Origin of the sequence: Sphaerisporangium viridialbum (genome assembly GCF_049674955.1) — a bacterium.
Lineage (GTDB): Bacteria > Actinomycetota > Actinomycetes > Streptosporangiales > Streptosporangiaceae > Sphaerisporangium > Sphaerisporangium viridialbum.
Genome location: NZ_CP187232.1, coordinates 3,625,787 through 3,637,579 on the forward strand (window position 1 = coordinate 3,625,787; position 11,793 = coordinate 3,637,579).

Annotated in this window: 8 protein-coding genes; 4 read left to right on the forward strand and 4 right to left on the reverse strand. The window is 71.3% G+C overall.

All coding sequences use genetic code 11. The features are described from left to right. The first annotated feature begins 21 nt into the window (after positions 1-21). Positions 22-1,989, forward strand: coding sequence for a threonine--tRNA ligase (gene thrS, locus ACOZ38_RS15950; RefSeq protein WP_424531474.1), 1,968 nt, complete (start codon positions 22-24; stop codon positions 1,987-1,989). Positions 1,990-2,171: 182 nt separating this feature from the next. Here the strand turns inward: thrS and ACOZ38_RS15955 are convergent, their stop codons facing one another. Further along, positions 2,172-2,792, reverse strand: a complete 621-nt coding sequence (locus ACOZ38_RS15955) for an Asp23/Gls24 family envelope stress response protein (protein WP_424531475.1) — start codon at positions 2,790-2,792, stop codon at positions 2,172-2,174. A 183-nt stretch (positions 2,793-2,975) separates the two neighbouring features. Between ACOZ38_RS15955 and ACOZ38_RS15960 the strand changes: the two genes are divergently transcribed. After that, positions 2,976-3,518 carry an HIT family protein gene (locus tag ACOZ38_RS15960; RefSeq protein WP_424531476.1) on the forward strand — a complete coding sequence of 181 codons (543 nt, stop codon included), beginning with the start codon at positions 2,976-2,978 and terminating at the stop codon, positions 3,516-3,518. Between the two features lie 19 nt (positions 3,519-3,537). Here ACOZ38_RS15960 and ACOZ38_RS15965 read toward each other — a convergent pair whose 3' ends face one another. The 3 genes from ACOZ38_RS15965 to ACOZ38_RS15975 all read right to left on the reverse strand — a co-directional run bounded on the left by ACOZ38_RS15965 (position 3,538) and on the right by ACOZ38_RS15975 (position 9,925). After that, the gene (locus ACOZ38_RS15965; RefSeq protein WP_424531477.1) at positions 3,538-5,652 is read right to left on the reverse strand and encodes a hypothetical protein; all 2,115 of its coding nucleotides are present in this window, start codon (positions 5,650-5,652) and stop codon (positions 3,538-3,540) included. 219 nt (positions 5,653-5,871) lie between these two features. After that, the gene (locus tag ACOZ38_RS15970) at positions 5,872-7,455 is read right to left on the reverse strand and encodes a glycoside hydrolase family 10 protein (protein WP_424531479.1); all 1,584 of its coding nucleotides are present in this window, start codon (positions 7,453-7,455) and stop codon (positions 5,872-5,874) included. A 310-nt stretch (positions 7,456-7,765) separates the two neighbouring features. Then, a complete protein-coding gene (locus tag ACOZ38_RS15975; RefSeq protein ID WP_424531480.1) occupies positions 7,766-9,925 on the reverse strand; it encodes an elongation factor G-like protein EF-G2 in 2,160 nt (719 codons plus the stop codon). Positions 9,926-10,225: 300 nt separating this feature from the next. On the opposite strand from ACOZ38_RS15975, the gene pgsA reads away from it, so the two are divergent. Then, the gene (gene pgsA, locus ACOZ38_RS15980) at positions 10,226-10,825 is read left to right on the forward strand and encodes a phosphatidylinositol phosphate synthase (RefSeq protein WP_405151981.1); all 600 of its coding nucleotides are present in this window, start codon (positions 10,226-10,228) and stop codon (positions 10,823-10,825) included. A 61-nt stretch (positions 10,826-10,886) separates the two neighbouring features. Beyond that, positions 10,887-11,789, forward strand: a complete 903-nt coding sequence (locus ACOZ38_RS15985) for a phosphatidylinositol mannoside acyltransferase (protein ID WP_424531482.1) — start codon at positions 10,887-10,889, stop codon at positions 11,787-11,789. Positions 11,790-11,793: the final 4 nt, after the last annotated feature.

Sequence of the window (11,793 nt, forward strand, 5' to 3'; positions counted from 1 at the left end):
ACGACTTTTCTTGGAGTAATCGTGTCTGCCGCCCTCGAAATACGCATCACCCTCGCCGGAGCCGAGCGTGTGGTGCCGGGCGGCACGACGGCCGGCGAGGCTCTTTCGGCCGACGGGCGCGCCGTCGTCGCCGCGAAGATCAACGGTGAGCCGCGCGACCTCGCCACCGAGGTCGCCGACGGCGACACCGTCGAGCCGATCGCGGTCGACAGCGACGAAGGGCGGGCCATCCTCCGCCACTCCACCGCCCACGTGATGGCGCAGGCCGTCCAGGAGATCTTCCCCGGCGCCCGGCTCGGCATCGGCCCGCCCGTGGAGAACGGCTTCTACTACGACTTCGACGTCGAGCACCCGTTCACCCCCGAGGACCTCAAGCGCGTCGAGAAGCGCATGCGCGAGATCGTCAAGCAGGGCCAGGCCTTCTCCCGGCGGGCGGTGTCCGACGAGGCCGCCCGCGAGGAGCTGGCCGCCGAGCCGTACAAGCTGGAGCTCATCGGCCTCAAGGGCGGCACCGCCGACGACGAGAGCGTCGAGGTGGGCGGCGACCAGCTCACCATCTACGACAACCTCGACCCCAAGTCAGGCGCGCTGTGCTGGAAGGACCTCTGCCGGGGCCCGCACCTGCCCTCCACCCGGTTCATCCCGGCGTTCAAGCTGATGCGCTCGGGCGGCGCCTACTGGCGGGGCAGCGAGAAGAACCCCCAGCTCCAGCGCATCTACGGCACCGCGTGGGAGTCCCGCGAGAAGCAGGACGAGTATCTCCAGCTCCTGGCGGAGGCCGAGAAGCGCGACCACAGGAAGCTCGGCGCCGAGCTCGACCTGTTCTCCTTCCCGACCGAGCTGGGCTCGGGCCTCGCGGTGTTCCACCCCAAGGGCGGCATCGTGCGCCGCATCATGGAGGACTACTCCCGGCGCAGGCACGAGGAGGCGGGCTACTCCTTCGTCAACACCCCGCACATCACCAAGGAGAACCTCTACCAGGTCTCCGGCCACCTCGACTGGTACGCCGACGGCATGTTCCCGCCCATGGAGCTGGAGGGCGCGCGCTACTACCTCAAGCCCATGAACTGCCCGATGCACAACCTGATCTTCAGGTCGCGCGGGCGGTCCTACCGCGAGCTGCCGCTGCGCCTGTTCGAGTTCGGCACGGTCTACCGCTACGAGAAGTCCGGCGTCGTGCACGGCCTCACCCGCGTGCGCGGCATGACGCAGGACGACGCCCACATCTACTGCACCCGCGACCAGATGCAGGACGAGCTCAAGAGCCTGCTGCGTTTCGTCCTCGGGCTGCTGCGCGACTACGGCCTGGACGACTTCTACCTGGAGCTGTCCACCCGCGACCCCGAGAAGTCCATCGGCACCGACGAGGTCTGGGCGGAGGCCACCGAGGCGCTGCGGGTGGCGGCCTCGGCCGAGAACCTCGACCTCGTCCTCGACGAGGGCGGCGCGGCCTTCTACGGCCCCAAGATCTCCGTGCAGGCCAAGGACGCCATCGGCCGCACCTGGCAGATGTCGACCATCCAGGTCGACCTCAACCTCCCGGAGCGCTTCGAGCTGGAGTTCCAGGGGGCCGACGGGTCGCGGCAGCGTCCCGTCATGATCCACCGCGCGCTGTTCGGGTCGATCGAGCGGTTCTTCGGCGTCCTCGTGGAGCACTACGCCGGGGCGTTCCCTCCGTGGCTGGCGCCCGTGCAGGTCATCGGCATCCCGATCGCCGACGCCCACGTGTCCTACCTCGGCGACGTGGCCAAGAGGCTGCGCGAGCGGGGCATCCGCGTGGAGGTCGACGGCTCCGCCGACCGCATGCAGAAGAAGATCCGCAACGCGCAGAAGTCCAAGGTGCCGTTCATGCTGCTCGCCGGGGACGACGACGTCGCCAACGGCGCCGTCTCCTTCCGTTACCGCGACGGTGAGCAGAAGAACGGCGTCCCGGTCGAGGAGGCCATCGCCGAGATCCTGGACGCCGTCGAGCGCCGCGTCCAGGTCTGACGGCGCGGGTCCGACCGTGCGGAGTGACCGCCCGGGGGTGACCGCCCGGGCGGTATCCCGTGGGTCCGATCGCCCGGGCGTCAGGCGTCCGGACGTCATCCCGCGGTGTGATCGCCCGGGTGTCAGGCGTCCGGAGATCGTCTCGCGGGTGTGATCGCCCGGGCGCTCGGCCGCCGCTCCGGTCAGAAGTCCTCGGGGTGATCGCCGTCGGACCTGCCGGGCCGCAGCTCGTCCGGGAGCCGCACGTCGTCCACGGTCACGTTGACCTCGACGACCCGCATCCCCAGCATGTGGCTCACCGTGCGCGCCACGTTGACCTTGACGTCCCCGGCGACCTCCATGACGATGTGGCCGTACTCGATCACGATGGTGACGTCGACGGCGACCTGGCGGTTGTCGATCCGGGCGCGGACCCCCTGGTTGGGGCGCTTGGCGCCGATGCCGATGCGGTCGCGCACCGACTCCAGCGCCCTTTCGAGATCTCCGCCGAGGTCCGCGACCCCGGTGACCTCCAGCGCGGCGAGGGCGGCGACCTTCTCCACGACCTCGTCGGCGACCTTGATGCGCCCCCTGACGCCGGTCGTGGTGTCGGGCTCGTCGGCCACCAGCCCGGCGCCGCTCCCCTCGCCGTGGCCGGTGGCGCCGGGTGACTCCTCGAAGCCGGGCTCGGACTCGTCCTCGGCGTGCGCGGGCGCGGGGAAGGAGTCGGGCACGTGGTCCGGCAACGCCTGCGAGGACTCCGCGTACTCCTCGTGACGCTGGTCGTCCGCGGTCGATGCCTCGGTGGAGACGGTGTCGGTCATTGTCGCTCCTCGTTTAGGGGGCCGATGCCGGTTTCGGGGCCGATGTCCTGGCGGCACCTCCCCGTCATACCGGTCGGGCCCGCCGCCCGGGTGAGATTCCGCCGAAACCGTGCCCGAACCGTCCCCGGTCGTTGGACGCGCCCGCTCTCCACCACGCGGATGCCTCGTCCTATGCTGCAAGGCATGCAGGAGCCGATTGAGCAGTCCGGTGCGGGAGAGCCCGACAACTTCCAGCGTCTGTGGTCCCCGCACCGCATGGCCTACATCAAGGGGGAGAACAAGCCGAGCGGCACGGGGCCGGGTGAGGGGTGCCCGTTCTGCGAGATCCCCACGATGAGCGACCAGGACGGGCTCGTCGTCGCGCGGGGCTCATCGGTGTTCGCCGTGCTCAACCTCTACCCGTACAACTCCGGGCACCTGATGGTCTGCCCGTACCGCCACGTCGCCGACTACGCCGACCTGGACGAGGGCGAGACCGTGGAGCTGGCCGACTTCACCAAGCGCGCGATCGTGTCGCTGAGGAAGGCCAGCGGCGCGCAGGGGTTCAACGTCGGCATGAACCTCGGCCACGTCGCCGGGGCGGGCATCGCCGGCCACCTGCACCAGCACGTCGTCCCGCGCTGGGGTGGCGACACGAACTTCATGCCGGTGGTCGGCCACACCAAGGTGCTCCCGCAACTGCTCAAGGACACGCGGGACCTCCTCGCCGACGCCTGGCCCGCCTAGCCCGCCGCGAGGCCGATGCCTAGCCTGCCGCGAGCGGGCGCAGCACGGGGGAGGGCCCGGGCGGGGCCGGGGTCAGGGCGCGGATGCCGGCCGAGAGCACCAGCGGGACGGCCAGCGCCAGCGCCATCGACAGCACCGCCGCGCCCGAGTCGTTGACCAGCATGCCGACGACCCCGCTGACCAGGGCGCCGATGAGGCCGGCGCGCAGCATCGGAGCCCGCTCGAACGCCACGGGCAGCACCCCGGCGCTGGCCGCGCCGGGGCGGAACAGCGCGAAGATCAGGAACGCGAAGGCCGCGATGACGATCGGCATGAGGTTCGGCGAGAGCAGCGTGCTGAGCATGGCCGTGAGCTTCCTGAGGATCACCGGCACGAAAGTGCCGTCGACCACCTGCCCGACGAACCGCCCGAGGTGGGTCTGCGAGCCCGGCGGGCGCAGGTAGTCGAGGTAGGCGATGCCCATCACGACGACGCCGCCCGCGACGCAGAAGGCGCCCAGCTTGACGATCGAGACCCGCTTGCCGGCGACCAGCAGGGCGGTGACAGCGATGCCCGGCACGAACGCGATCACGCCGCCGAAGTCGCTGCCGACCCCTGGCCAGCCGTCGAGGATCATCGCGAAGCCGCCCAGGCCGGCCACCAGGGCGACGGCGGCCTTCCTGCGGCCCGCCCGCACCAGCCCGTCGGCGATCGCCGTGGTCACCAGGAGCACGGCGGTGGCGAGCAGGGCGAAGGGGATGTTGCCGAGGCCGTAGTAGCGGGCGCCGACGACGCCGGTGTAGCCCATGATGCTGTCGAGCTGCAGGGTGGTGCCGGTCAGCAGGTCGGCCACGAGCACGCCCGCCGTGACGGCCGCCACGACCGAGGGCGGCCCGAGCACGCCTCCGGCCCCCGGACGGCCGCGCAGGCGCGACCACAGGGCCGGCAGGGCGAAGGAGAGGCCGGTCAGCACGGTCGCGCAGACGAGGACCCCGGCCACCAGCGCCGGCATGGGCACGGCCGCGCGGCTCCAGGGCGTGAGGTTGACCAGGTAGGTCGAGACCGGGAGCGAGGCCAGGCCGAGCGCGGCGATCCGCACCCCGCCGAGGCCACGGCGGCGGCGCAGCAGCAGGAAGGCGACCACGTAGAAGAGCACCTGCAGCACCGCGAGGGCGGTGAAGAACACGCCGCCCACCTCGCGGATGGTCTGCCCGGCGATGTCGGCGTGCCGCAGCGCCGTGGCGCCGTCCTCCACGGTCGTGGCGCGGCCCGCCTGCCACGGCGCTCCGATGACGGTGGCGGGGACGGCCGCTCCCGCCGCCTTGAGCATCGTGGCCGTGAGGTCGGGCAGGATGACCATGTCGTCCCGGTGGGTGGACGTGGCTCCGAGGAAGTGGCCCTGGGCGCCGGGCGCCCGCCACATCGCCACGCGCAGGTGCGGCTCCGAGCCGTGGTCGGACAGCCCGGCGAGCAGCACGGTGGTGCCCGGGGACAGGTGCGCGAGCACCGAGCCCGCCTTGGCGTCCGCCACGCTCAGGGCGGCTCTGCGCTGGGCGGGGGAGAGCTTCTCGGGCGCCTCCGACAGCCGCTCGCCGTCGATGTACGGGCGGATGAGGTCGTCGACGTCCACGGCCAGCACCCCGCAGGCGGACCAGTCGGCGAGCCCGTCGGGGGAGGGGGCGTAGCGGTCGACGCGCCCGGCGCGGTCGGCGAGCGCGAGGGCCGCCCCGGGGCCGACCGCCGAGGTGCACTGGCCCGCCGCGTGCGCGGCGGTGCCGAGCGTGCCCGCGTACGCGACGTCGCGCACCGTCCAGAGCCAGCCGAAGCCGGGGATGACCGCCCCGGCCCCTTGCGGCTCCAGCGCCGGGGGAGGCCCGCACTTGGAGCCGACCGAGGACCGCACCCCGGCAGAGACGGTGAGCCACCCGTCGTAGGGGCAGGTGATCCTGCCGACCGCGCGCACCGACAGCGAGCCGAGCGCGCTCTGGCCGGCCAGCCGCCAGAGGTTCGGGGTGTCGGCGGCGTTCACGTCATGCCAGTGGAGCCCGGGCACGCCGATCAGCGCCACCCGTCCGGGACCGTCCGCCCGCGCGGCGGCGGGGGCCAGCAGGAGCCCCGACACGATCACGGCCAACGCGCAGAGCGCACGCCTCACCACTGACCTCCCACGACCCGTCCACCGGCAAATGCTTGGCACCGTACGGGAAACCTGGCGCCCCGGTACAGGAAACCGCGCTGAACACCGCACGAACATGGAGGCCGGGCGTGGTTCACCGGGAAGACCCAGAGGGGGCGCGCTCGCGGGGTCCCCCGACCCCGGCCGCGTCCACCCACGAACCCTAGCCAAGTTCGCGGGTGGTCCGCTCGCGGCCGGTCAGGGGAGCGTGGCCGTGACGGGCGCGCTCTCGTTGCCGAGGCGGTCGAGCGCGCTCACCAGGTAGGTGCCCTGCGAGGTGGTGGTGTAGGACTGCTCGGCCGCGCCGGTCGCCGGGACGACGGCCAGGAGGTTGCGGGCGTCGGCGGTCGCGCAGTCGTCCGCCTTGGCCCCCGCCACCCGGTAGACGGCGTAGGACCGCGCGCCGGGGGAGGCCTTCCACACGAGCGTCCCGCCGGAGTTCCGCAGGCCCGCCGGCGCGGCCGGGGCGGCGCCGCCGCGCTCCTTCATCAGCGGGAGCAGCGCCGGGCGGGGGTAGTGGTCCTGCACGATCTTGTCGAGCACGCCGAGGGGGTTCTTGCCGACCTGGGCGGCGCTGAAGTACACGTCCCCCTGGACCTCGGGGTACTTGCGGTTGAGCGTCAGGTGGGCGGGCAGTTCGCCGGCCTTGGTCCAGGCCGCGACGTCCTTGTTGCCGACCCGGTAGAGCGCCTGGCCGATGTAGAGGTGCACTCCGGTGCCCTTGACCTCGTTCGCCCACCAGGGCACGAGCTTGGCGTAGTCGGCGGCGGCGAACCCGCGCGGCCAGTAGAGCTGCGGCATGATGTAGTCGACCGAGCCCGCCTTGATCCACGTGCGGGCGTCGGAGTAGATCGCGTCGTAGGCCGACAGGCCCTTGGTGTCCGAGCCCGAGGGGTCGTCCGACTTGTTGCGCCAGATGCCGAACGGGCTGATGCCGAACTTGACGTACGGCTTGGCGGCGTGGACGGCCTTCCCGACCTGGGCGACCAGCTTGTCGACGTTGTCCCGCCGCCAGCCGGCCAGGGACTTGCCCTTGCCGTACTTTGTAAAGGCGTCCGCGTCGGCGAACTTCGTACCCCTGCCCGGATACGGATAGAAGTAGTCGTCGAAGTGCACGCCGTCGACGTCGTAGCGCTGCACGACGTCGGTGATGACCTTGACGGTGTGGGCGCGCACCTCGGGCAGGCCGGGGTTGTAGTACAGCTTGCCCTCGTGCTTGACGACCCACTCGGGGTGCTGCCGCGCGGGGTGGCCGGCCGGCAGCTTGGTGAGGTCGTCCTTGTCCGCCGCGCGGTAGGGGTTGAACCAGGCGTGGAACTCCAGGCCGCGCTTGTGCGCCTCGGCGATCAGGAAGGGCAGCGGCTCCCAGCCGGGATCCTCGCCCGCGGTGCCGGTGAGCCACTGGGACCACGGCTCGTAGGGGGACCGGTAGATCGCGTCGGACGCCGGGCGCACCTGGACGAAGACCGCGTTGAAGTTGCGCCTGACCGCGTCGTCGAGGATGCGGACGTACTCCGCCTGCTGCCGGGCCGGGTCGAGCCCCGTCTTGGAGGGCCAGTCGACGTTGTGCACGGTGGCGATCCAGACTCCCCGGAGCTGCCGCTTGGGGTACTTGGCGCTCACCTGGCACGCCTCCGCGGTGGCGGGACGGGCCGCCCGGGTGGCGGCGGGCTTGGTCTCGCTGTCCGCCGGAACGGCGCCCGGGCCGAAGAAGTAGGCGACGCCGGTGGTGACCACCGCGAAGGTCGCGGCGGCGAGCAGGGGCCGATGTCCGTTTCGCATGGGACATCAGTCTGGCATCGGCAAAGCGATGGTAAGGCCCAATAAAAGAAATCGTATCGTGATGCCATCGTGACCGATGGGGCCCTTGTGATTCCCGGGGTCCTGGTCGGCGGCCGGTCGTCGGCCCGGTGCGGCGCGGGATATTCCGGGCGGCACCTGGGGTAGCGCGGCCATGGGCCCCCGGCCGGTCCTGTGCCGCGCGCCGGTGCGGCAGCCGGACCGGGTGGCCGGGTGACAAGTGGCTTACCCTTCGGCCGGCACGCGCCCTCGCGCGTGCCGGCCGGGTGGACGTGGCCCGCCGTGACCCTCCCTACTCCGGGGCCGACCTGAGCTTCTCGGCCAGGTGGGACGGCAGCGGCTCGTACCGCAGGAAGCTCCGCTGGAAGGTGCCCGTGCCGTGCGACATGGACCGCAGGTCGATGGCGTACCGGGTGATCTCCAGCTCTGGCACCTCGGCCTTGACCAGCGTGCGGCCGACGCCGACCGGCTCGGTGCCGAGAACCCGTCCCCTTCGCGAGGACAGGTCGGACATCACCGCGCCGACGTGCTCGTCCTCGATCAGCACCGACACCTCGTCCACCGGTTCGAGCAGCAGCGCGGGCACCTTCGCCGCCGCCTCCTTCAGCGCGAGCTGCCCGGCGATCTGGAACGCCATGTCCGAGGAGTCGACCGAGTGCGCCTTGCCGTCGTACAGCGTCACCTTGATGTCCACGACGGGGTATCCGGCCAGCACGCCGCGCTCCATCTGGGCCCGCACGCCCTTTTCGACCGAGGGGATGAACTGCCTCGGCACCACCCCGCCGACGATCTTGTCGACGAACTCGAAGCCCCCGCCGGACTCCAGCGGCTCGATCTCGATGTGGCAGATGGCGTACTGCCCGTGGCCGCCGGTCTGCTTGACGTTGCGGCCCATGCCCTGGGCCTTGCCGCCGAAGCTCTCGCGCAGCGGCACCCGCAGATCCACCCGCTCGACCTCCACGCCGTGGCGCTTGGCCAGGTGGTCGAGGAGCACGTCGGCGTGGGCCTCGCCCATGCACCACAGCACGAGCTGGCGGGTCTCGGCGTTGTTCTCCAGGCGCAGGGTCGGGTCCTCGGCGACCAGGCGCGCGAGGGCCTGCGACAGCTTGTCCTCGTCGGCCTTGGACCTGGCCCGGATGGCGACCGGCAGCAGCGGCTCCGGCATCGTCCAGGACTTCACCAGCAGCGGGTTGTCCTTGTCCGACAGGGTGTCGCCCGTCTCGGCCCTGCCGAGCTTGGCCACCGCGCAGATGTCGCCCGCGGCGCACTTGGTGGTGGTCCGCTGGAGCTTGCCGAGGGGTGAGGACAGGGCGCCGATGCGCTCGTCCACGTCGTGGTCCTCGTGCCCGCGCTCGGCCAGGCCGTGGCCCGAGACGTGCACCACCATGTCGGGGCGCAGCGTGCCGGAGAAGACCCGCACCAGGCTGATGCGCCCGACGTACGGGTCGCTGGTGGTCTTGACGACCTCGGCGACGAGCGGCCCGTCCGGGTCGCACGTGAGCCCGGGCGCCGGCCCGCCGTCGATCGTGGTGATCTCAGGAAGGGGGTGCTCCATGGGCGAGGGGAAGCCCGCGGTGATCACTTCGAGCAGCTCCAGCATGCCGACGACCGCGCCGGACCCGGGGGTCGCGCACGTGGCGAGCACGGGATAGAAGCCGCCGCGGGCCACGGCCTTCTCGAGGTCGTCGATCAGCACCTTGGTGTCGATCTCCTCGCCCGAGAGGTAGCGGTCCATGAGGGACTCGTCCTCGCTCTCCTGGATGATGCCCTCGATGAGCGAGCCCCTGTAGGTCTCGATCTGCTCCTGGTAGGCGGCTCCCGGCGCGTTCTCGGTGCGGGTGCCGGTGGCGTAGTTGAAGAACTTCTGGGACAGCAGCCCGATCAGGCCGTTCACGTGGCCGTTGGTCACGACGGGCAGATAGAGCGGGGCCACGCCGTCGCCGAAGATGTCCTGGCAGGTGGCCACCACGTCGTCGAAGTCGGCGCGCTGGTGGTCGATCTTGGTGATCACGACCGCCCGGGGCATGCCGACCGAGGCGCACTCCTCCCACAGCATGCGCGTCAGCCCGTCGACGCCCTCCGCCGCGGAGATCACGAACAGGGCGGCGTCGGCCGCCCGCAGGCCGGCCCGCAGGTCGCCGACGAAGTCGGCGTACCCGGGGGTGTCCAGCAGATTGATCTTGATGCCGTTGTACGACACCGGTGCGACCGACAGGTTGACCGAGCGCTGCTGGCGCATCTCGACCTCGTCGAAGTCGCTGACCGTGGTGCCGTCCTCGACCCTGCCCGTGCGCTGGATGGTGCCCGTCGCGGCCAGCAGGGCCTCGACGAGCGACGTCTTGCCTGACCCGGAATGGCCGACCAGCGCGACATTGCGCACCGCATCCGGCCGGTCGGCCGAGGGTGCCCTGCCCGCGGCTCCTGATGTTCCGCCCGTGGTTCTCTCCGGCACGTCGCCTCCCGCGTTTCGCCGTGAGATGCGGCCGCGCGCGGCCACATCGTCCGCCGCCGCGCCCGCCGCCCGAGAGAGCGCGGTGCATTCACCCTTTACCTCTGTGGCGCGGATCACAAGAGGGAACAGGCAAAAGTGCGTGTGAAATGACGTCTGGACTTGCGCGCGCGTTCCCCGGCCGTTTCCCTCTCGTCTGTTTCCTTCCCCCTTCCCGTCCTCTCGCACCCGATTCGCGCCTGATGGGTCACCATGGGGCTACGTTCGAACCAGGGGTCCCACGTGGCCTACGATCGGACCGCGATGTTGAAGCTCCTGCGCCCCGCCGTCACCCGTGTGCTCACCCCGTTGGGCCGGGCGCTCGCCCGCCGGGGGATCAGTCCGAACGTCATCACCCTCCTCGGCACGCTCGGCGTCGCCGCGGGAGCGCTCATCTTCTATCCGCGCGGCCAGCTGTTCTGGGGCTCGGTGGTCATCACCGTCTTCGTCCTCGCCGACCTGCTCGACGGCGTCCTCGCCCGGATGCTCGGCAGCGGCAGCACGTGGGGCGCCTTCCTCGACTCCACCCTCGACCGCGTCGGAGACGCCGCGATCTTCTCCGGGCTGATCCTGTGGTTCATGTCCACCGGCGAGACCGTCCTCGCGGGCGTCGCGCTGTTCTGCCTGGTCGCGGGGGCCGTCGTGTCGTACGCCAAGGCGCGTGCCGAGGGGCTCGGCCTGAGCTGCGACGTCGGCCTCGCCGAGCGTTCCGAGCGGCTCCTGGTCGTGCTCGTCGCCGCCGGCCTCGGGGGCCTCGGGGTGCCGTACATCCTCGCGGCGGGCCTCTGGCTGCTGGCGGCGGCCAGCGCCTTCACCGCCGGCCAGCGGATTCTCCACGTTTACCGGCAGACGGTGACAACATGAACTTACGACCGTCTTCATCGAGGACAGGTCTTCTTACCGACTTCTGGGGGTGAACCTCGCGTTGACTGATCGGCTCGTTGCCTGGGCATACCACCTGGGCTGGGTGCTCGTGCCGAAGCTGCCCGAGCCGGTGGCGGCGTGGGCCTTCCGCTTCATCGCCGACGTCATGTGGTGGCGTCACGGCAAGCTCGTGCGCCGCCTCGAATCGAATCTCGCCCGGGTGACGGGCAAGGACGCCGCCGACCCGTCGGTCCGCGACCTGAGCCGGGCCGGCATGCGGTCTTACTTCCGCTACTGGATGGAGGCGCTGCGCCTTCCGGTGATCGGCAAGGAGCGCATCCTCACCGGCATGCGCGACATCGAGGGCGAGCGGATCTTCTCGACGGTCGACTCCGGCAGGGGCATCGTGCTCGCCCTTCCCCACATGGGCAACTGGGACCTCGCCGGGGCCTGGCTGATCCACAAGGGCTACCCCTTCACCACGGTCATGGAGCGGCTCAAGCCCGAGTCGCTGTACGAGCGCTTCGTCGCGTTCCGCGAGAGCCTCGGCATGGAGGTGCTGCCGCTCACCGCCAAGGGAGGCGGCACCGCGCACGCCTTCGGCACCCTGGCCCAGCGGCTGCGGGCCGGCCGCGCCATCTGCCTGCCCGCCGAGCGCGACCTGACCGAGAAGGGCATCGAGGTCGACTTCTTCGACGGCACCACCCGCATGGTCGCGGGTCCCGCGCTCCTGGCCCTGCAGACCGGCGCGGCGCTGCACCCGGCCACGCTGTGGTTCGAGGGCGACGGCTGGGGGGTGCACATCCACGAGGAGATCCCCGTCCCCGCCGAGGGCACCCGCCAGGAGAAGGTCGCGGTCATGACGCAGAGCATGGCCCGCGTCTTCCAGGAGGGCATCTCCCAGCACCCCGAGGACTGGCACATGCTGCAGCGGCTCTGGCTCGACGACCTGGAGCCACGGTGAGCGC